The 18,963-nt window shown below is 60.5% G+C and carries 20 protein-coding genes and 1 tRNA gene; 7 read left to right on the plus strand and 14 right to left on the minus strand.

Going from position 1 to position 18,963, the window contains the following annotated elements:
- Positions 1-67 precede the first annotated feature (67 nt).
- The 3 genes from FHT69_RS06550 to FHT69_RS06560 form a co-directional block, all read right to left on the minus strand.
- Positions 68-772, minus strand: coding sequence for a hypothetical protein (locus tag FHT69_RS06550; protein WP_063473925.1), 705 nt, complete (start codon positions 770-772; stop codon positions 68-70).
- A 97-nt stretch (positions 773-869) separates the two neighbouring features.
- Complete coding sequence (locus tag FHT69_RS06555; RefSeq protein ID WP_176707336.1) at positions 870-1,820, minus strand: DMT family transporter; 951 nt, start codon at positions 1,818-1,820, stop codon at positions 870-872.
- 97 nt (positions 1,821-1,917) lie between these two features.
- Positions 1,918-2,002, minus strand: a tRNA-Leu gene (locus FHT69_RS06560).
- Positions 2,003-2,184: 182 nt separating this feature from the next.
- Between FHT69_RS06560 and lipB the strand changes: the two genes are divergently transcribed.
- Both lipB and FHT69_RS06570 read left to right on the plus strand, forming a co-directional pair.
- A complete protein-coding gene (lipB, locus tag FHT69_RS06565; protein ID WP_025555017.1) occupies positions 2,185-2,904 on the plus strand; it encodes a lipoyl(octanoyl) transferase LipB in 720 nt (239 codons plus the stop codon).
- Positions 2,905-3,154: 250 nt separating this feature from the next.
- A complete protein-coding gene (locus tag FHT69_RS06570) occupies positions 3,155-3,799 on the plus strand; it encodes a methyltransferase family protein (RefSeq protein ID WP_047615318.1) in 645 nt (214 codons plus the stop codon).
- Between the two features lie 60 nt (positions 3,800-3,859).
- On the opposite strand, the gene FHT69_RS06575 is transcribed toward FHT69_RS06570, so the two are convergent.
- From FHT69_RS06575 to FHT69_RS06585, 3 genes are all read right to left on the minus strand, one after another.
- On the minus strand, positions 3,860-4,225 hold the full coding sequence (locus tag FHT69_RS06575) for a hypothetical protein (RefSeq protein ID WP_063473927.1): 366 nt from the start codon (positions 4,223-4,225) through the stop codon (positions 3,860-3,862).
- A 310-nt stretch (positions 4,226-4,535) separates the two neighbouring features.
- Positions 4,536-5,045, minus strand: coding sequence for a BON domain-containing protein (locus FHT69_RS06580; protein ID WP_097631245.1), 510 nt, complete (start codon positions 5,043-5,045; stop codon positions 4,536-4,538).
- Positions 5,046-5,126: 81 nt separating this feature from the next.
- Positions 5,127-5,621 carry a peptide deformylase gene (locus FHT69_RS06585; RefSeq protein WP_063473929.1) on the minus strand — a complete coding sequence of 165 codons (495 nt, stop codon included), beginning with the start codon at positions 5,619-5,621 and terminating at the stop codon, positions 5,127-5,129.
- A 254-nt stretch (positions 5,622-5,875) separates the two neighbouring features.
- Between FHT69_RS06585 and mgtE the strand changes: the two genes are divergently transcribed.
- Positions 5,876-7,291, plus strand: a complete 1,416-nt coding sequence (gene mgtE, locus FHT69_RS06590) for a magnesium transporter (protein ID WP_047615313.1) — start codon at positions 5,876-5,878, stop codon at positions 7,289-7,291.
- 63 nt (positions 7,292-7,354) lie between these two features.
- The gene (locus FHT69_RS06595; protein ID WP_018242133.1) at positions 7,355-7,747 is read left to right on the plus strand and encodes a MerR family transcriptional regulator; all 393 of its coding nucleotides are present in this window, start codon (positions 7,355-7,357) and stop codon (positions 7,745-7,747) included.
- Between the two features lie 24 nt (positions 7,748-7,771).
- Here FHT69_RS06595 and FHT69_RS06600 read toward each other — a convergent pair whose 3' ends face one another.
- Both FHT69_RS06600 and FHT69_RS06605 read right to left on the minus strand, forming a co-directional pair.
- On the minus strand, positions 7,772-8,761 hold the full coding sequence (locus FHT69_RS06600; protein WP_183845436.1) for a heparan-alpha-glucosaminide N-acetyltransferase: 990 nt from the start codon (positions 8,759-8,761) through the stop codon (positions 7,772-7,774).
- Positions 8,761-9,525, minus strand: a complete 765-nt coding sequence (locus tag FHT69_RS06605) for a DUF599 domain-containing protein (protein ID WP_063473974.1) — start codon at positions 9,523-9,525, stop codon at positions 8,761-8,763. The genes FHT69_RS06600 and FHT69_RS06605 overlap by 1 nt, the downstream gene beginning before the upstream one ends.
- A gap of 306 nt (positions 9,526-9,831) precedes the next feature.
- On the opposite strand from FHT69_RS06605, the gene FHT69_RS06610 reads away from it, so the two are divergent.
- Positions 9,832-10,995: an acyltransferase family protein gene (locus tag FHT69_RS06610; protein WP_183905115.1), complete on the plus strand. Its 1,164-nt coding sequence runs from the start codon at positions 9,832-9,834 to the stop codon at positions 10,993-10,995.
- A gap of 3 nt (positions 10,996-10,998) precedes the next feature.
- On the opposite strand, the gene FHT69_RS06615 is transcribed toward FHT69_RS06610, so the two are convergent.
- The gene (locus FHT69_RS06615) at positions 10,999-11,436 is read right to left on the minus strand and encodes a VOC family protein (protein WP_183845438.1); all 438 of its coding nucleotides are present in this window, start codon (positions 11,434-11,436) and stop codon (positions 10,999-11,001) included.
- Between the two features lie 299 nt (positions 11,437-11,735).
- Here FHT69_RS06615 and FHT69_RS06620 point away from each other — a divergent pair, with 299 nt between their 5' ends.
- Together FHT69_RS06620 and FHT69_RS06625 are read left to right on the plus strand one after the other, a co-directional pair.
- Complete coding sequence (locus FHT69_RS06620) at positions 11,736-13,139, plus strand: L-serine ammonia-lyase (protein ID WP_097623412.1); 1,404 nt, start codon at positions 11,736-11,738, stop codon at positions 13,137-13,139.
- A 60-nt stretch (positions 13,140-13,199) separates the two neighbouring features.
- The gene (locus FHT69_RS06625) at positions 13,200-13,637 is read left to right on the plus strand and encodes a DUF1489 family protein (protein ID WP_047615304.1); all 438 of its coding nucleotides are present in this window, start codon (positions 13,200-13,202) and stop codon (positions 13,635-13,637) included.
- An 80-nt stretch (positions 13,638-13,717) separates the two neighbouring features.
- Here the strand turns inward: FHT69_RS06625 and FHT69_RS06630 are convergent, their stop codons facing one another.
- The 5 genes from FHT69_RS06630 to pip form a co-directional block, all read right to left on the minus strand.
- On the minus strand, positions 13,718-13,993 hold the full coding sequence (locus FHT69_RS06630; protein WP_047615302.1) for a hypothetical protein: 276 nt from the start codon (positions 13,991-13,993) through the stop codon (positions 13,718-13,720).
- A gap of 113 nt (positions 13,994-14,106) precedes the next feature.
- Complete coding sequence (locus FHT69_RS06635) at positions 14,107-15,708, minus strand: D-alanyl-D-alanine carboxypeptidase (protein WP_097623413.1); 1,602 nt, start codon at positions 15,706-15,708, stop codon at positions 14,107-14,109.
- 137 nt (positions 15,709-15,845) lie between these two features.
- A complete protein-coding gene (locus FHT69_RS06640) occupies positions 15,846-16,631 on the minus strand; it encodes a hypothetical protein (protein ID WP_097623414.1) in 786 nt (261 codons plus the stop codon).
- Positions 16,632-16,834: 203 nt separating this feature from the next.
- Entirely contained in the window at positions 16,835-17,440 is a 606-nt protein-coding gene (locus FHT69_RS06645) for a transglutaminase-like cysteine peptidase (protein WP_047615296.1), read from the minus strand.
- Between the two features lie 375 nt (positions 17,441-17,815).
- Positions 17,816-18,790 carry a prolyl aminopeptidase gene (gene pip / locus FHT69_RS06650; RefSeq protein WP_097623415.1) on the minus strand — a complete coding sequence of 325 codons (975 nt, stop codon included), beginning with the start codon at positions 18,788-18,790 and terminating at the stop codon, positions 17,816-17,818.
- Between the last annotated feature and the right edge of the window lie 173 nt (positions 18,791-18,963).

Below are 18,963 nucleotides of genomic sequence, written 5' to 3' on the forward strand. Positions count from 1 at the left end.
CACCCAGAAATGCATCCCGGAGTTTTACGCACAAAACACCGGAACGCACAATCAGGCTTGCGGAGGGTCAGGCGACGGCTGCTTCCGAGACGGGTTCTTCGTCGACGATGCGCAGCCAGCGGCTGCGCCGCGGCTCGGCATATTCGCGCAGCTTGACGGCGGCCATGATCCCCGCCCAATGCGGATGATTGGCGCCGGCCAGTGTTGCCTGCTCGATCTGCTGGAGCACGCCGTATTCGACCGGCGAGACCGGGATGATGCCGCCCTCGGCGACGCTTCTGAAGATGCGCATCGCGAAATCGACGTCCTGGCGGGTAATGCCCCGGCGGTCGACGGCACGCGACAGCTTGTAGCCACCGATATTGTCGGTGATCGCCAGTCGGAGCTGATCGAGGGCGAGCGCTCTCAATTCACCCGGGACATCGGCCGAGATCTCCATGACATGGAGAATGAGCTCGAGTTCCAGCGCCGAGTTGACGACACCATCGGTCGTGAACATGCGCATGATCCAGGCGACGTTGATTTCATCAAGCGAGCCTTGCGGATAGGTATAATGGACGATGAAACCGGCGAGCTGTTCGACGAAGAAAGCGTTCCACGCGGCACATTTTTCAGGGCAGGAATTATTGAGCGCCAACATCGCCACGACATCGTCGGATGTCCGAATGCCATGCGGAAAAGCATGTTTGCGCAACAGTATAATATCTTCGGCCGTCAGCCGATGCTTGCCGGCCACGACACAGGCCGGAAAAGCGAGACGAAATTCGCTCATGTTTTAACTCCAGGCTTCATCATGAAACCGGAAACTGTTTTATCGTCTGCGAATTGACGATCCCTCAAGAAGCGGAGTTAACCCGATATTCCCGGGGTCAGGAGGATTTTAACGATTGCGCCTGCAACCGCTCGCGCCAGATGATGAAGAGGCCTGATGCAACGATGATGACGATGCCGATCCATTTGGAAAAGCTCGGGAAATCGTTGAACAGCGCATAGCCGAGAACGGTCGCCGAGATGATCTCGAAGTATTGGAACGGCGCAAGCAGCGACAGCGGCGCGAGCCGGAAAGCCCGGACCACCAGCATATGCGCATATCCGGAGATCGTGCCGAGGGCGAGCAACAGGACAAGGCCGAGACCGGAGGAGGGCAGAGAGACGGTAAAATCGGCATTGCCGGAACTGCTGCCGACGAGAAGGGCGGCGGCCATGAAGACCGTTCCGCCGATTCCGGCCATCGTCTGCATGGTCAGCGGCGAATCGGCCTCGCCGATGGCGCGGTTGAGGAAGAGATAGAGCGAGAACAGAAAGGCGCAGGCGACCGGCAGCAGCGCCTTCAGGCCGAAAATCTCGTAGCTTGGCTGAATGACGATCATCGCGCCGCCGAATCCGACGACGATCGCTATCCAGCGCCGCCAGCCGACCTTCTCTCCGAGAAACAGCGCCGACAGGGCGGCCAGCATGAAAGGCTCGACGAAATAGATGGCGAAGACATCGGCAAGCGGCATGTATTTGACGGCGACGAAGAACAGCAGGCTCGCGCCCCCATGCAGCGCACCGCGCAGCAGGTTCATCCACGGCCGCCGGGCCGAAAGCGCCTTGAGCCCGAAAAGGGCGAAAAGAATCGGCAGGGTGCAGGCGATCTGGAAGAAGAATCGATAGAAGGTCACCTGACCCGGCGACATCGCCTCGAAGGTCGCCATGTATTTGGCGATCGCATCCATAGTCGGCAGGATGAGCATGGCGCCGGACATGATGGCCATGCCCTGCAGGGAATTTTGATGGGGCTCTGACATGGCTGCTGATTCTTGCGAGGATGACGCCATCAATCACGGCAAAGCCGGGCGATCAAGCCAGGCAGCCGCAAATAGCTTCGAGGTGATGTCGAAATCGTCGCTTAGAAAGCGTTCCCCTGAAGGGAAATGGTGCGGTCGAGAAGACTCGAACTTCCACGGGTTGCCCCACAGCGACCTCAACGCTGCGCGTCTACCAATTCCGCCACGACCGCATCGTGGTAGGTGCCGATTTGCGTCGGCGGGGCAGCATGTAGCAAAAGCATCTGGGGTGCACAAGGGCGATATGACAGTTTTTTTGAAAACCGCTCACAGCATTTGAATTGGCCCCGAAACGGGTCCATATAGCTGTCCTGCCGCCCCTTTTTTGCAGGCATTTCGGGGAGAGCGGCAAGGAATGGCCATGCTTCGCACCGATCTCGAATTCTCCATGCTTCCCCAACCCGGCACCCGCCCGGTGCGCTGGCGCATCGCCGATGGCCTCGTTGCCTATGAGGAGGCGGTGGCGACGATGGAGCGCGAGGTGGCGGTGATATCAGATGGCGGAGACGAGCTCGTCTGGCTCGTCGAACATCCGCCGCTCTATACTGCCGGCACCAGCGCCAATGCGAGCGATCTCGTCCAGCCGGACCGTTTTCCGGTCTTTGCGACGGGGCGTGGCGGTGAATATACCTATCATGGACCCGGCCAGCGCGTCGCCTATGTCATGCTCGACCTGAAAAGGCGGCGCCAGGACGTGCGCGCCTTCGTCGCCGCCCTTGAGGATGTCGTCATCCGCACGCTCGACATGATGAATGTTCGTGGCGAGAGACGTGAAGATCGCGTCGGCGTCTGGGTGCGTCGGCCGGAAAAGCCAGTGCTGGCGGACGGGACGATGGCCGAGGACAAGATCGCCGCCCTCGGCATAAGGCTGCGCAAATGGGTGACCTTCCACGGACTGTCGCTTAACGTCGATCCGGATCTCGATCATTTCGGCGGGATCGTGCCCTGCGGGATATCAGCCTATGGCGTGACCAGTCTCGTCGATCTTGGCTTGCCCGTGATGATGGCCGATGTCGATATCCGGCTGCGCACCGCCTTCGAGTCGGTTTTCGGCGAAACGACGGGCGAGAACTGACTCAGCATGACGGCGACTTGTCCGGGGCAATTTGCATTTTTCCGCGGATCAATGCGTCGCGCGACATTGTAGACGCGCAGTTCTTGAGCGCCCATTTCCCTTCGGACGATGTCGCCTGGCGCATTTTAGGGTCAGGATCAGCAAATCAAATCGCTGCACTGCGAGATGTGGGTGAAGGTCTTAACCTATAATTAGCGGTGGCAAATATATAGGACATCACAACGCTGTGGATGTGGAAGTCTTGCGGACAATGAAAAAAAACTCAGCGGCAAGCTGGTCGATCTTCGATGTGTATTTCGTTCTCGATATTGTCGAGAAGGTCCTCATCGGGTATTTTTTCGTCGCGATCGTCATGCGTGTTCTGCCGCAGATGCAGGATAACCGGGCGATCATCGATTTCCTGCTGATCGTTTCGGAGGGCGCTGCGGCCTTCCTGATCCTGACACGCCGACCGACGAGAAATGCGTCGCTGCGCCTTTTTGACTGGACGGTCACCGCCATCGGCACGCTCTTCCCGCTGCTCGTCTCACCCTCCGCGACCACGCCTCTCGCGCCGCTCGCACTCTGCGGGACGGTGATGGCACTCGGTTTCATCCTGCAGATATCGGCAAAGCTGACATTGCGGCGAAGCTTTGGCTTGGTGCCGGCCAATCGTGGCGTCAAGATCGGCGGACCCTACAAGATTATCCGCCATCCGATGTATGCTGGCTATCTGATGACGCATATCGGCTTCTTCCTGGCCCATCCGAGCTTTTGGAATTTTGCCATCTATGCGACCGCCCTTGCCGCGCAGTGTTTCCGCCTCCTGGCGGAAGAGCGCCTGCTCAAACAGGATCCTGCTTACGAGGCCTTCATGGGCAGAACCCGTTACCGGCTCGTTCCATTCCTATTCTGAAACGACAGACAAATAGATCGAAAAAGAAAGGGCCGATTTCCGGCCCTTTCTTTTATCGGATCAATGCGTTGCCCGGCATGCTTCGGTGCGGGATGCGCCGCTGTCGGCACCCTTGGTGTGGGAGCCCTTGGGGCCAATCATGCTGTGGCACGGAGGCAGGGGGGCGATGCTCGCCGTTGCGGTCTTGTCGACGGCAGGGGCGGCCATGGCGCTCGGGGCGAAACCGTCGCTGTCATTGGTGTAGTCGCTGGAATAGGCCGGGGCCTTGCGGCTGCTGTAATGGACCGGGGCCGGCTTCGACACCGGGCTCGGTGCAAAACCGTCGCTGTCATTGGTGTAGTCGTCGGAATAGGTCGGCTGGGCGAAGGCAGCGCCTGCAAGGCTGACGGCGAACAGGGACGCGGCAAGGGCAAATTTGATGCGCATGGGTCTATCTCCTCAATCTGCTGTTGAATTCCACAACATAAACTAACCCTCGGCACGCACGAGTTCGCGCCCCAATTCAGGCAATTTTGTGAAAAGATGACGACGTAGCCGCGACCTTTTGTCCAAATGAAATCACAGTGTTGTCAACGAAATTGACGTTCTCGTTACGCAAGCCGCCTAAGCAAAATAACAAAATACGGCACTCACAAAAATGGATCGGCCTGCAATCTTAAATTGTTAACTTTTGGTAATGTAGGCGGAGGGGTGGGGAGGCCTTGGCGCCTCCCGCTTATGATCCGTATGTTGGGTGTCAGTCCTCGTTCGGAATATGCGCGTCGACGCCGGTCAGCTGCAGTTTATTGCGGACATGATGGACGCCATCGACCGAAAGCGCGGCGAGTTCGACCTTGCGGGCGATGCCGATCGTCTCCACCGAGCCTTCCAGGGTGACGACGTGGCCGTCGGCGTGAACCTCGATGCTGTCGATGTCGACTTCAGGAATGTTTTCGAGATTGTCGTTGACCCGCGCTTCGAGGTCGTCGCTTTCATCGCGGTCGATGGTATCGGCGCGCAGCGAATCCGTCAGGCGATTCTCGTTACCGTCCTCGTCCGTGCCATCGACCCGGAAGCCCCTGTTGGGATCGCTGTCAAAATTGGCTGCGGTCTCGCCATAGGGGCGGTTGGCGGGGTCGGCGCCGGTGCCGTCGGCATAGGGCCAGCCGTCGTCGAGATTGCGTTCCTCGAGGTCGCGATAATCTTCTTCGCGGGAAAGCTCAGGCTTTTCCCGGGAGAACTGGGTCTTGTCACCGATCCTTGCCATTGCAGTCGCTCCTTGTTTTTTGCCGGGTTCCTTTGCTGGAAACGCCGGCATCAGCGAATGGTTCGGTGTGGAGGGGATTTGTCAGGCCGACGTTTTTTCCCATTTCTTCACGAGACGCTCGCGTTTCAGCCGCGAGAGGCGCTGCAGCCAGAAAATGCCGTCGAGTTGGTCGACCTCGTGCTGGATGCAGATGGCGAGGAAATCTTCGGCGCCGTCCTCGTGCATGGCGCCTTCTGCATCCTGATAGCGGAATCGGATCGCTCGCGGGCGCGTGACCTCGTCGGTCGCGCCAGGCATGGAGACGCTGCCTTCGGCATGGCTCATCGTCTCCTTCGAAAACCAGGTGATTTCCGGATTGACGTAGAGACGTACGCCGTCGGCCCTGTCGAACTCCAGCACGGTCACACGGCTGAAGACGCCGATATGGGCGGCGGTGATGCCGACGCCGGGCGCGGCCCGCATGGTCGCCAGCAGGTCGTCGGCAAGTGCCGTGAGTGAGGAATCGAATGCCGTCACCGGCGCGCAGACTGTCTTCAGACCCGGATGCGGATAACGCAGAATCGGACGGATGGGCATGGGGCTGGCTTCCTCTTGGACGGGCTCTGCTTGGACGGGTGAGGAAACTATCGCCGGCCGCAGGCATTGTCATCACGAAGCACGGTTTGCCGCTTTACGACGCGAATGCTTTGGGCTAGCAGGGGCCAAGAATTCCGGCTGCGGGAGCCTCGCGCGGGATTCGCTTATCCGCTTGTTGACAATGTGTTTTCGGCCGACATTTGCGAATGCGGCACGGCAGTCGTTGAAATTCGAACCAGGTGCGAGGGCGGCAGATGACGACCACCGACGGGGAAGACCGCATTCGCAGGCGTCCTGACGGCGAGGAAGCCGATATCTACGACGAGGACGGCAATGTCCGCAGCGATTTTCTGGCGCTCGTCGGCGCCGCAATCGCCGACCGCGACACGCTGTTCCTGCGCCAGAACGTTGCCCGCCTGCATGAATCCGAAATAGGCGACCTGCTGGAAGCGATCCAGCCGGATCAGCGCCTGGCGCTGGTGCGCCTGCTCGGCGACGATTTCGACATGACGGCGCTGACCGAGGTCGACGAGGTGATCCGCCGCGAGATCGTCGACCAGATGCCGAACGAGCAGATCGCCGCGGCGATCGGCGAGCTCGATTCGGACGATGCCGTCTACATTCTCGAAGATCTCGACAAGGAAGACCGGGAAGAAATCCTTGCCCAGCTGCCGTTCACCGAGCGGGTGCGGTTGCGCCGGGCGCTCGACTATCCCGAAAGCTCGGCCGGGCGCCGCATGCAGACGGAATTCGTCGCGGTGCCGCCGTTCTGGACGGTGGGACAGACGATCGATTACATGCGCGACGAGGAGGATCTGCCCTATTCCTTCTCGCAGATATTCGTCATCGATCCGACCTTCAAGTTGCTCGGCGCCGTCGATCTCGATCAGATCCTGCGCACCAAGCGGCAGACGAAGATCGAGCAGATCATGCGCGAGACCAACCATCCGGTCCCTGCCGAGATGGACCAGGAGGAGGCTGCTCAGCTTTTCGAGCAGTACGACCTTCTCTCGGCTGCTGTCGTCGACGAGAACGGCCGACTGGTCGGCGTGCTGACCATCGATGATGTCGTCGACGTCATCCACGAGGAGGCCGACGAGGACATCAAGCGCCTCGGCGGCGTCGGCGACGAAGAGCTATCCGACAATGTGCTCTCGACGGCGCGTTCGCGCTTCCTGTGGCTTTTAATCAACCTCGGTACGGCGATGCTGTCAGCAAGCGTCATCGGTCTGTTCGACGCCTCGATCGAGAAGATGATCGCGCTCGCCGTGCTGATGCCGATCGTCGCCTCGATGGGAGGCAATGCCGGCACGCAGACGATGACGGTGACGGTGCGCGCGCTCGCCACTCGCGATCTCGACATCTACAATGCCGGCCGCATCATCCGCAGAGAGGCGGGCGTCGGCATCCTGAACGGAATCGTCTTCGCAACGATCATGGGCGCGATCGCAGGCACCTGGTTTCACGACTACCAGCTTGGCGGCGTGATTGCGGCGGCGATGATCATCAATCTGATAGCGGCAGCCCTTGCCGGCATCCTGCTGCCGCTGCTGCTCGACAAGGTGGGGGCCGACCCGGCGATCGCCTCTTCCGTCTTCGTCACGACGGTGACGGACTGTACCGGCTTCTTCGCCTTTCTCGGTATCGCCACCTGGTGGTTCGGTATCTGAACCGCCAAAAATTGACTATTACGTAAAAGTCAATATTATCGTCTGTCCGACGACGGGGAACACATGCCGGTGAACAAGTTTTATAGCATAACGGAACTGACGCGCGAATTCGGGGTCTCGACGCGCACGCTCCGCTTCTACGAGGACGAGGGACTGATCCATCCGGAGCGGCGTGGGCGCACCCGCCTGTTCCGGCAAGCCGACCGGCGGCTCATCGCAGAAATTCTCCGCGGCCGGCGCATCGGTTTCACCATCGCCGAAATCCGCGAGATCATCCAGGTTTACAAGGAGCCGCCGGGCGAACTCGGCCAGCTGAAGCTCCTGATGAAGCGCGTCGATGAGAAGCGTGACGACCTGCGCCAGAAGCGCAAGGATATCGACGACACGCTGGCGGAACTCGACGCTATCGAAGAGACCTGCCTCGGCCGCCTGGCCGAAATCGGCGTCACCACCTGATCACGCGCGGTATTGTCGGCGAATTCATTCCGCCTCGGCGCTGCATTCTGCGGCAATTGTCTGGACCCGCTCGTCGTTCTGTATATCGATCGCGCCCGCCTGAAGCGGCGTGAACAGGGCCTGCGCCTGCAATTTCTCCAGCGTGCACTGGCAGAAGCTGCGGCAGAGAGCTTCGCCCTGCTGCATGACGCAGGAGGCGTTGCATTGCCTTAGGTAAGTCGCAACCGGATCAGGCGCCTGCGGTGGGACGACGAGGGAAAGCCCATAGGCGATACCGATCAATACCGGCTGGTGGATGAGGTAAAAGGCAAGGCTGTGGCGGCCAAGCCTTGCCGGCCACCAGGAACCGGTGCCGATGGCGGCAAGCCGGTGCAGCAGTCTGGTTCTGATGGCGATCGAGGCAATAGTTAAACCAGCGAAGAAGGGCGTTGCCCAGGGAAACAGCGGCACGTAGTCGTTGGATCGTTCCGGCATCACCGCAAGGCCGATCCAGGCGAGATATCGGGGATCGAAGAAGGACGAGCGAAGCAGGCCGGGTGGACCGAAATTATCGGTGATCCAGGCGGCAAAGAGCGCGAGCGTGGCGATAAGGGTGAAGGCAAGCGGCAGTCTCAAAAAAACAACGCCGATGAGGGTGAGCACCGCGATGCAATGCAGGATGCCGAAATAGATCCACTCGTCCGGCATCGCGATGCGCGTGGCGATCGAGATTGCCGCGGCTGCCGCGGCGATCATGCCGAAGCGCTTCCAGAAGGAGGGCCAGCGAATCTCGGGCTTGCTCGAGAGCACCAGGCTGATGCCGACGATGAAGAGAAAGGTCGTGGCGATCGCCCGGGCATAGATCTTCAGCCAGCCGGTCTCGGCCGTGCCCGGCGCGAGATAGCCCATGAACTCCATATCCCAGCTGAAATGGTAGCTCGCCATGGCGATCAGCGCGACGCCGCGCGCCGTATCCAATAGACCGATGCGCGGCGGTTTTGTCACCACATCGGTTTCCGTTGCCGGCAATGTCATCAAAGTCCCTCGGGCAAATCACGTCCGCCGCTTGACGGCTTGTCGCGGCGAATAGCAGAAAGGTTGAGATTTGATGGCGGGCCGGCATCCATGATCGCCAGTCGCGCCTCCGAGAAGAACTGCCGCCGCGCCAGCACGAAGATGACGATCGCCGTGGTCAGCATGAAGACATAAGGGTTGATGAACCAGCCGAGATAGCCGATCGACAGGAAGATCGCCCGGAGGCCCTCGTTGAAATTACTGCCGGCAATGACGTTCATGCGGATGACGCGTTCGGCGGCCCGCTCGGCGGCGATGACGTCGCGCTCAGTGTCGCGCATCATTGGGATCGAGCCGAATAGGATGGTGCAGTAGTTGAACAGCCGGTAGGACCAGCCGAATTTGAAGAAGGCGTAGCCGAAAAGCGCAGCCAGCCCGCCGACCTTCATCTCGAAAACGGCGTGGCCGCCATGAAAGACGAAAGGCAGGTCGGCGAAGACGGCGTCGACCTTCTCGGTCGCGCCGAGCAAGGCAAAGCAACTGCCGATCGCGAAGATCGAGGTGGATGCGAAGAAGGCGGTGCCGTTCTGCAAGCCGGCCATGATCTGCGTGTCGATCATCTTCAGGTCGCGGCGCAGCGAATTGTAGATCCATTCGCGGCGCCGTTCGGTCATCGCATGGGTCAGGCTGGTGCGTCCGAAGAAGGTGCGGCCGTGCAGCAGCCAGGAATAGCCCATCCAGACGCAGGCAAAGAAGGCCAGAGCGATATAATCCGCCGTCGTCATCAGTGATTCAGTCTCCGCATGAACGCGGCCACTATGCCGCAAGTCGGATTGTGCCGCATGGCCGAGTTCGGCGGCTATACGCGGGCTTTTGGCCATGCGGCACTTCGGCATAATCGAGCCGTCGGGAAACGACAAGGCTTAGTGGACAACCGACCGGCATCTTCCGGAGGGAGCGCGCTGAAATCCGTGTTATCAACGAGCTTGCGTGGCAACCGGCAGACGAGAGCGCACCGTGTTAACCGCTTGTAAAGTTGTGATGGCCAATTGTTCAGGACTGAACCTGAACAGCTGATTCAAAAGTGACCCATGAGCCGGCCGGATTACATCCCGAGTCTCGATGGCCTGCGCGGTGTCGCTGCGCTTCTGGTCGTTGGAGCCCATATTGGCTTTATCTTTCCAATCACAGCTCCGCATCTCGTGTCGATGGGCGACGAAGCTGTCGGTTTGTTTTTTGCTCTTAGCGGCTTCCTGATGGCTCATCTCTACGGCTCACGGCCGGTCACGAGAGAAAACGTGTTGGATTTTCTTGTGAGCCGCTTTGCCCGCATTTACCCGGTCTATCTGGCGGCCGTCGTTCTGGTAGCGATGCTGTCGAGCGTGCAAAATCTGGATTTTGTTCAGCCGATCGCGGGCGGCGCGGATTTTGTGCGCCATGTCATTCTTCTCGGCTCCAGTGGTGTTTTCTGGTCGATACCACCTGAGATCCAATTCTATCTGCTCTTTCCCGTTCTGTGGCTTTGCTTGGCCCAGCCGCAACGCTATAGCGGCATGATTGTGGGGCTCACCGTGGTCGTCGTCGTGGACGGCCTGGTTGAATTGCCAGGCCCCGGAATAATGCTCGTCTCCAAGCTCCCTTATTTTCTTTTCGGCGCACTTGCCGGAATGATGCATTCCTACTGGGGCAGCTGGATTCCATCGACCCTCACAGGAATTTCAACGCTTTTCCTTCTGGCGGTGTTTTTCACTTACAGGCATATCTTCCCGGGCTTTTCCCCTGAATTCTGGAGCCTGCAAAGCGCGGTGGCCGCAGCCGTCATCGTCGGGCTCGTCGCTCGACAACCCCCGATCGCTGCAGATGTCCTGGCAGCTGCACCAGTACGGTTTCTCGGGAAGATCAGCTTTTCACTTTACCTTTTCCATGTCCCCATAATGTTCCTGGCGCGTCTGACTTTTGATGGCTTGATGCCCGAACCGGCGCTCATCGTGGCGACGCTTTTCGTAGCGGTAGCCGGGGCATGGTTCATCCACGAGACGATCGAGGCTCCCGGTCGTCGGCTGCTGGTCAGGCTATGGCAGAATAATCGCACGCGCATGGTTCCGCACGAAACTCCGGCTGATCAAATGGATCGCGCGATCGTCAACCTGCAAGAGATCGAAAAGCGCCTGCTGCACGGCGCTATGCCCGAAACCCAGGATGGGGCCGACGGCACGGTCATTCAGGATAGTCGCGACGAGAAGCTTCGCGCATAGTGCTCAGTTGAGCTCTTGGGCGAGTCCGATGAGAAGCCCTCCAAGCCCGCGGATGTAGCAGAGCCGATACGCGTCCTTGTACTGCACGACTTCGCCCACGAGTTGCGCGCCGCGCCTGCGGAGCCTTTCAAGCGTCTCGTCGATATCATCGACCGTGAACATGACGCGAAGGTAGCCCAGAGCGTTCACCGGGGCATTGCGGTGATCCGCGACAGTGGGTGGCGTGAGGAAGCGGGAGAGTTCGAGCCGGCTGTGACCGTCCGGCGTGCGCATCATGGCAATCTCGACGCGCTGATCGCCCAGTCCAGTGACACGTCCGGCCCATTCTCCTTCGATCGTGGTCCGCCCTTCGAGCTCGAGACCGAGCTCGCCAAAGAAATCAATCGCCTCTCCGAGGTGGTCGACGACGATTCCTACGTTGTCCATCCGTTTGAGCGCCATGCGTTCAATTTACAATGTGTCGTCTCGTCTAACAACGGACAAGTTGTGCAAACCTTCCCATTTGAAATGCTATAGTGACTGACAAGGCGGACCGCTTGGTTTGGCGCATAACCCCGAAAATCGGATTCGATTTTCGGAAAGGATTATGCGCAAACTCAAAGTGCTGGAGCGTCCCATTGGACGCGGGACGCTCTCGTGTGCACCGAATGTCGCACCGGCTCCATGCGATGTCGGTGTGCCGCGCGGATTTTAAACCGGCCCCGCTTATGCTTGCATCCTTGTATTCAGAAGGCGCACCCATGTTTCTCTCGGTATTCGATGTCTTCAAGATCGGTGTCGGGCCGTCGAGTTCGCACACGATGGGTCCGATGTCGGCGGCCAACCGGTTTCTCGACCTGATCCTGTCGAGTGAATGGCCGCGCCCGTCGTCGGGCGCACAGGTCGCAGCCATCAAGGTCAGCCTGCACGGCTCGCTCGCCCATACCGGTATCGGCCACGGCACGGGCAGGGCGGTCATTCTCGGGCTGATGGGCGAGGCGCCCGACAGCGTCGATCCTGACAAAATGGACGGCATCATCGATACTGTGGAGCGCACCGGCCGCATCACGCCGGCGGGCCATCCCGCCTATCAGTTCCAGCCGAAGACCGACCTGATCTTCGACAAGAAACAGCCGTTGCCCGGCCACGCCAACGGCATGATCTTCTCGGCCTATGACAGGGATAGCCGGCTGCTCCTCAAGCGCATCTATTATTCGGTCGGCGGCGGCTTCGTCGTCACCGACACCGAGCTCGAACAGATGCGGGCGAAGAAGAACGCGGCCGGCGGAACGCGCGTCCCCTATCCCTTCGCCACCGCCAAGCAGATGCTTGAGATGGCGGAGCGCTCCGGACTGTCGATCGCGCAGATGAAGCGGGCGAACGAAGAAAGCCAGCGTAGCCGCGAGGAGCTCGATCAGGGCCTCGACCGCATCTGGGAAGCGATGCGCTCCTGCATCGAGCGCGGCCTCAAGGTCGAGGGCATCATGCCCGGCGGCCTCAACGTCAAGCGTCGCGCCCGCCGGATTCACGACAAGCTCGAGGAGGAGTGGCGCAGCAACCGCGTCAACCCGCTGCTCGCTAACGACTGGCTCAGCGTCTATGCGATGGCCGTCAACGAGGAGAATGCAGCCGGCGGGCGCGTCGTCACGGCGCCGACCAACGGGGCGGCCGGTGTCATTCCGGCGACGATCCGCTATTACGAACATTTCCACGAGGACTGGGATCAGGACGGTATTCGCGACTACCTGCTGACGGCGGCTGCCATCGGCGGCATCATCAAGCACAATGCGTCGATTTCTGGCGCCGAGGTCGGCTGTCAGGGCGAGGTCGGGTCGGCGGCGGCGATGGCGGCCGCGGGCCTTGCCGCGGTCATGGGCGGTACGCCGGAGCAGATCGAGAATGCCGCCGAGATCGCGCTCGAACACCATCTCGGCATGACCTGCGATCCGATCGCGGGCCTGGTGCAGGTTCCCTGTATCGAGCGCAACGCGCTCGGCGCGGTCAAGGCGGTCACCGCGGCATCACTTGCCGTCAAGGGCGACGGCCAGCATTTCGTGCCGCTCGATGCCTGTATCGAGACGATGCGCCAGACCGGCCACGACATGAGCGAGAAATACAAGGAAACATCGACCGGGGGACTCGCCGTCAATGTCGTCGAATGCTGAGTTTGTGGACGCTGGAAGCTTGCTCTTGACGCTCGCTGCCAAAAGGATTTCAACGGCAGCATGGCATTGCATCTCATCAAACTCTGTGTCGGCGCCGACTCGATAGACGATCTGCGCGAATGGGTGGCGGAACGCGCGCTGCGCGCCATTGCCGCCGGCCTCGAGCCGCATTCGGTGCATACGACGCGCATGGTGCCGAAACGCATGGAGGAGCTGCTTGACGGCGGTTCGCTCTATTGGGTGATCAAGGGGCAGGTGCAGGCACGGCAGAAGCTGCTCGGCATCGAGACCTTCACGGACGGCGAGGGGATTTCGCGCTGCCGCCTGGTGCTCGGCCCGGAGGTCATCGAGACGGCGGTGCAGCCGAAGCGTCCCTTCCAGGGCTGGCGTTATTACACTGAGGACGACGTGCCGCGCGACCTGACAAGCCTTGGCGCCGGCATTGCCGAAATGCCCGCGGATCTTCGCCGCGAGCTTACGGAACTTGGCCTGCTGTAAGCCCGTAAATCAGAAACAATTTCCGAACGATTTATGCGTGTGGCAGCCGTCCGATCGGAGACGCTGCCGCTCTCCGCAGTTCAGCGCAGGCGCAACTGCACCGGCGCGCTGCCGTCCGGCGAGGTCACATGCAGGTGGATCCGGGCTTCGGGCTGGGAATAGCGCCAGGCGCGCGCGCCATGGCAAAGCAGCAGATTAATGAGATCCCGGGTCTTCGGAGATTTCGCCTTCGGCCGCTGCAGGCCGATCTCGGCCAGGCGCAAAGCCGCCTCGTGCAGCGGATGCAGAGATGAGCGCCCTTTGGTCGCCGTGCGGCGGTCTGAAGGCACTCCCGGAAAATTCTCATTGATCGCCATTGTTTTCCCCGTACGCAATACTGATCGAGTTCAAGAATTGTGGCCGGAAACGCAAACACCGATTCCGGCCGTTACCGATGCCGCCGGCCATCTTGCAGGCAGCATCGAATAGCTCATTGGGCAGCCGCCCAGCACTTGATGCCGGCCTTCTTCAAGGCCTTGCAGGCGTTGACCGCATCGCGCTGGTCGTCGAAGCCACCAAAGCGGGCACGGTAAAGCTGGTCACCTCCAGCGGCGTAGGCGACTGCGAAAGGCTTTGCCGAGGCCAGTGCCTTGCCGCCCTTGCTCTTGGCGCTTTCCAGAAGGTCCATGGCCATCTGCCGGCTCGGCGAGACGCCGACCTGCACGACCCAGCCGGTCGGGCCGTTGCTGATTGAAGCAGCACGAGTCGGGGAGGGAGTGGTCGAAGCGGTCGTGACGTTATCGACAGCGGTATCGCCCTGTTCCGGCGCCATGGAGGCGGGCGCCGGCGTCGGTACCGTGACCGAGGCCTGCTGCTTGAAGGTCATGGTCTTGACCTTGGTCGGCGCCGGCATCGGCTGTGCTACCAGCGGATTGTCGGATTTCGACTGAGCGGTCTCGGCATAAGCGACTTCGGTCTCGGCGACCTGATAGCGGGCATCCGGCATCGGCCCCTTATGCGGCAGGCTGAGATCGGCAGCGGTGGCAGAGACCGGCGGCTGCGCTGCGGTGATCGTCTTTGCGACCTGCTGTTGGGCCATTTGCGGCTGAGCTTTCTGCTGGGCCTTCTGCGGCTGGACCGGAGCAGGTGTTTCGATCATCGCCGGGGCAGGGGCTGCCTGGGCGATCAGCGCCGACGATCCACCGCGGCTCGATGCCTTCGGCAGGTAGGTGGCGATCAGATTGCGCATCTGGGCATCGCGGGCAGGCGTCGAGGCGCCGCCGAGCACAACACCGACGATCGATTTGCCGTCGACCTGCACCGAGCTCACCAGGTTGAAGCCGGCAGCGCGGGTGTAACCGGTCTTGATGCCGTCGACACCGCGCACCGAACCGACGAGGCGGTTGTGGCTGCGAATCGTGCGGCTGCCGAACTTGAAGGCGCGGGTGGAGAAATAGCCGTAATATTGCGGGAAATGCTGACGAAGGGCGATGCCGAGGCGGGCCTGATCGCGGGCTGTCGTCATCTGCGCCGTATTCGGCAGGCCGTTGGCGTTGCGATAGGTGGTGCGGGTCATGCCGAGCGCATGTGCCTTGGCGGTCATCAGTTGGGCGAAGCGATCCTCACTGCCGCCGCCTAGCATTTCGCCGAGTGCGGTTGCTGCATCATTGGCCGACAGGGTGACGAGGCCGAGAATGCCCTGCTCGACGGTGATCGTGCCGCCGGCGCGCACGCCGAGCTTGGTCGGCGCCTGGGCTGCCGCATGGGCGGAGAAGGGAACCGGTGTATCGAGACGGATGCGACCCTGCTCCAGCGCCTCGAAGGTCATGTAGAGGGTCATCATCTTGGTCAGGGAGGCGGGGTATTGCAGCCGGTCGGCATTCTCGCTGTAGAGAACGTTGCCGGTCTTGGCGTCGACGACGATGCCCGCATATTTCGGGTTCGCCGCTTCCGCGTCGGCATTCACCGAATCGACCAGGACGATCGTGACAGCCACCGAAAGGATCGCCAGCAGCTTTGCGAAAAAGCTGCCGGATCGGGACGATGATACGGAGGAGACTGACCTTGACACTATTCCACTCTTCGCTTGCATTTTCAGATATTTGGCATTTCGGATATTGGGGCAGGAACCGCACACCTCCCGCCGCACAGCTCGTCTTTCAAAATTACCGGTTGGGCGTTACCAATCCGTTTATGATGAATCGTTTATTTCGCTGTCCGGGGGGCATTTTAGGGACCTGTCGCAGAACGGTTCACAAGACGCGCGTCCACAAAGGTGCGGATAGCGGCATCAATATGTTCCCACTCGTCGAGATGGCTGCTCGAGAAACGGTAGAGAACGCTGAGATCCCTGCCGACCTTGATATCGCGCTGACAATCTCCGCTCGCCGCCTTGTCCGGGGCTGAAGGTAAAATGCAGCGCACGACGTAGTCCGGCCTGCCCTTGAGGGGCGCCGTCAGCAACACTTCGTCACCGTAACCGGCATCGGCGCGAAGACGATGCAGCGTCAGTCCGTCGCGGAAAGGCTCGGCCGGTCCTTCGAGCAGATGCGAATAGATCGGCTCCAGCCGCCCCGACATGTCGCGCGACATGGTGCTCTGTGTGATCTGCAGGAAGATCAGGCCGGAGGATTGAGCGACATCGTCGAATCGAAGGTGATTTTCCTTGCCGTAACCCTGCATTTCGGGCCAGGCGAGGTAGAGATCGACGCGCTCGGCAGCGCCCTCATGCCTTTGACTGGGGAAGCGGATGGCATTTTCCGGGAATTTGACGGTGTCGCGGCCGATGGCCAGCATGATTTCAGCCGTGCTGTCGGTGTTGCCGGCGAGCGAGATATGCCTGCCGAACCAACGGCCGCCGATGCTGATGGCAATAGTCAGGGCCGCCAGAATGGCGATCACCGCCATCGTGCGGAAGAGAAACCCCATGGAAAGAAGCGGTTGCTCGTCGGTTGCGCTGTGCGCGGCATGGCTCATGGTGGTTCTTCGCGTTTCGGTCCGCCCCAGGAAGAACATGAGCCGCCGGTACCGATGATGAATCTCATCGGTATGATCGGATCGGTATGGTTAACAATTTGCTAAGGGGCTGAAGGCAAGCCTTAAAAAAGGGGCGAGCCGTTCCCGGGACAGCGGGAACGGCTCTTGGGCGCCGGTCGGGGACGGGATGCGGGGACTGACCGGGCCGCAGACTGCAGCCGACATGGCCGGCAGGCTTGTTCCTACTTGACGCTACCGACCGCGACAGCGCGGCCGTCCTGAAGCTTCGACCAGCGGGCCGGATCGTCGGCGGACTGGCGCTTCAGATAGGTGTATTCGGTATCCGACCACAGCAGCACCTTGTTGCGCATGTTGTCGAGGATGAAGTCGCCGTGATCGGTGCGGACCGTCAGCACGGCATGGCCTTCGCCATTCGGCTGGAGCACGACTGTTATCAGCGTATCGGACGGCGAGAAGCCGTCGTCGATCAGCATCTTGCGCTTCAGCAGCGCATAGTCCTCGCAGTCGCCGACGGTGGTTGGATAGGCCCAACGCTCTTCGACACCGTAGATCTGCTCATCCGTCATCGGCTGGATCGTCGAATTGACGGCGTAGTTGACCTTGAGAATTTCCTTCCAGCGATCCTCGGTGAGGATGGCCGGTCCGGCATCGCCGCCGACTTCGACACATTCCTTTGGATTCGCCTTGCAGAATTCATAGTGTCCGATCGGCGGGCTGGCATTGCCCGCCAGGGCCATGCTGGCGGGCATCGCCTGTCCCGAACCCGCCATTGCCATGGTGATGGCACCGGCCAGAAGGCCGCCTTTCAGGATATTTGCAGTTGTCATTGCCGTCTCCCCGTAAGTTAGGGTGACAATGGCACAGACGTTTTTACCTCTCGCAAAATTACGCAATAGAATTAAAGGCTTAGTTGATTCAAATGCCGATAAAACTTGGCTAAAAACAGATTCGAATGCGCATAAAATTCGAAGCGGATTTGTCGCGAAATCGATTAAAATTGTAATTCACGCAACAAGGCTTTCACCCGCCAAGAGGTTGCGTTGCCGTCCTCATGTTAAGGGTTTTCGTTGAGCCGGATAATTTTCGGTGGCCGGCTGGCGATCTCAGGCGGGGTGCGACCGGCCGGAAAGGTCGCCGGAATGGACCGATTCGGTCGGTTCAAAAGCGGAATATCGCTCAGACCCCTGATGCCGGCGGGAAAATTATTTTTGCTGGATATCGCGAAATCGATCGGTCGCTGCGACGATCGCCGCGCTCATGTCCGGATTTGCGATGGAATGGGCAGCACGCGGAAGGACGCTGAGCTCGCTTTGCGGCCAGGCGCGGGCGAGTTCCCAGGCAGTGACGAGCGGCGCCTCGATGTCGAACCTTCCCTGCAGCAGGATACCGGGAATGCCGGCAAGCCGCGTGGCGTTCTTCAGCAGTTCGCCATCCTCCAGCCATGCGCCATAGCTGAAGTAATGAGTGATGATGCGGGCGCGCGTCAGCAGATAGGCGGGATCAGCCCAGCGGCGCGGCAGGCCTTGGGGATCAGCAAGCAGGATCGAGGCCGCTTCCCAATCATGCCAGTCGCGCGCCGCCTTGAGGCGGGTCTCCGGGTCCGGATCGTTGAGGAGACGATGATAGGCGGCAACCATGTCTTCCTCTCGACCCGGCACCCCTGGGGGAATGGCCTGACGGAAACGGTGCCATTCTTCCGGAAAGAGCGGCGCCATGCCGCGAGAGAGCCAGTCGATTTCCGAACGGCGGGTGGTGGTCACGCCTGACAGGACGATCGTTGCGACCCGCTCCGGATGGGTTTCGGCATAGGCGAGCGCCAGCGTCGAACCCCAGGAATTGCCGAAAAGCAGCCAGGTGTCGATGCCGAGACAGGCGCGCAGCCGCTCGATGTCGGCCACGAGATGCCAGGTGGTGTTAAGGGAGAGATCGGTTTCGGGATCGGCAGCACTCGGCAGGCTGCGGCCGCAATTGCGCTGATCGAACAGAATGATTCGGTAGGCACCGGGATCGAAATAGCGCCGCGCCGTGGTCGAACAGCCGGAGCCCGGTCCGCCATGCAGCACCAGCGCCGGCTGGCCCGCCGGATTGCCGCAAGCCTCCCAGTAGATCAGATTGCCGTCACCCGTATCGAGCAGACCATGATCATAGGGTTCGATTTCCGAATAGAGAGCTGACATCGGTGCCCCTGCGGTCGAAGCCGACCTTATCCATCATATCGCTGACAAAGGGAAGATGGGCGAGGGCGGGGCATTGCCGGACGCAAATTACTGCACAATCCTGGGCGACCTCATCGGGCGCCGATCGGTGTCGCCGCTTGTTCCACTCATAATATTATCTACCGACTGGATGG

Source organism: Rhizobium sp. BK008, from assembly GCF_014197345.1.
Taxonomy (GTDB): Bacteria; Pseudomonadota; Alphaproteobacteria; order Rhizobiales; family Rhizobiaceae; genus Rhizobium; species Rhizobium anhuiense.

Excerpts from the sequence above, each read along its gene's own strand:
- FHT69_RS06550 (WP_063473925.1), bottom strand. The coding sequence starts at position 772 with ATGAGCGAATTTCGTCTCGCTTTTCCGGCCTGTGTCGTGGCCGGCAAG.
- FHT69_RS06555 (WP_176707336.1), bottom strand. The coding sequence starts at position 1,820 with ATGGCGTCATCCTCGCAAGAATCAGCAGCCATGTCAGAGCCCCATCAA.
- lipB (WP_025555017.1), top strand. The coding sequence starts at position 2,185 with ATGGCCATGCTTCGCACCGATCTCGAATTCTCCATGCTTCCCCAACCC.
- FHT69_RS06570 (WP_047615318.1), top strand. The coding sequence starts at position 3,155 with ATGAAAAAAAACTCAGCGGCAAGCTGGTCGATCTTCGATGTGTATTTC.
- FHT69_RS06575 (WP_063473927.1), bottom strand. The coding sequence starts at position 4,225 with ATGCGCATCAAATTTGCCCTTGCCGCGTCCCTGTTCGCCGTCAGCCTT.
- FHT69_RS06580 (WP_097631245.1), bottom strand. The coding sequence starts at position 5,045 with ATGGCAAGGATCGGTGACAAGACCCAGTTCTCCCGGGAAAAGCCTGAG.
- FHT69_RS06585 (WP_063473929.1), bottom strand. The coding sequence starts at position 5,621 with ATGCCCATCCGTCCGATTCTGCGTTATCCGCATCCGGGTCTGAAGACA.
- mgtE (WP_047615313.1), top strand. The coding sequence starts at position 5,876 with ATGACGACCACCGACGGGGAAGACCGCATTCGCAGGCGTCCTGACGGC.
- FHT69_RS06595 (WP_018242133.1), top strand. The coding sequence starts at position 7,355 with ATGCCGGTGAACAAGTTTTATAGCATAACGGAACTGACGCGCGAATTC.
- FHT69_RS06600 (WP_183845436.1), bottom strand. The coding sequence starts at position 8,761 with ATGACATTGCCGGCAACGGAAACCGATGTGGTGACAAAACCGCCGCGC.
- FHT69_RS06605 (WP_063473974.1), bottom strand. The coding sequence starts at position 9,525 with ATGACGACGGCGGATTATATCGCTCTGGCCTTCTTTGCCTGCGTCTGG.
- FHT69_RS06610 (WP_183905115.1), top strand. The coding sequence starts at position 9,832 with ATGAGCCGGCCGGATTACATCCCGAGTCTCGATGGCCTGCGCGGTGTC.
- FHT69_RS06615 (WP_183845438.1), bottom strand. The coding sequence starts at position 11,436 with ATGGCGCTCAAACGGATGGACAACGTAGGAATCGTCGTCGACCACCTC.
- FHT69_RS06620 (WP_097623412.1), top strand. The coding sequence starts at position 11,736 with ATGTTTCTCTCGGTATTCGATGTCTTCAAGATCGGTGTCGGGCCGTCG.
- FHT69_RS06625 (WP_047615304.1), top strand. The coding sequence starts at position 13,200 with ATGGCATTGCATCTCATCAAACTCTGTGTCGGCGCCGACTCGATAGAC.
- FHT69_RS06630 (WP_047615302.1), bottom strand. The coding sequence starts at position 13,993 with ATGGCGATCAATGAGAATTTTCCGGGAGTGCCTTCAGACCGCCGCACG.
- FHT69_RS06635 (WP_097623413.1), bottom strand. The coding sequence starts at position 15,708 with ATGCAAGCGAAGAGTGGAATAGTGTCAAGGTCAGTCTCCTCCGTATCA.
- FHT69_RS06640 (WP_097623414.1), bottom strand. The coding sequence starts at position 16,631 with ATGTTCTTCCTGGGGCGGACCGAAACGCGAAGAACCACCATGAGCCAT.
- FHT69_RS06645 (WP_047615296.1), bottom strand. The coding sequence starts at position 17,440 with ATGACAACTGCAAATATCCTGAAAGGCGGCCTTCTGGCCGGTGCCATC.
- pip (WP_097623415.1), bottom strand. The coding sequence starts at position 18,790 with ATGTCAGCTCTCTATTCGGAAATCGAACCCTATGATCATGGTCTGCTC.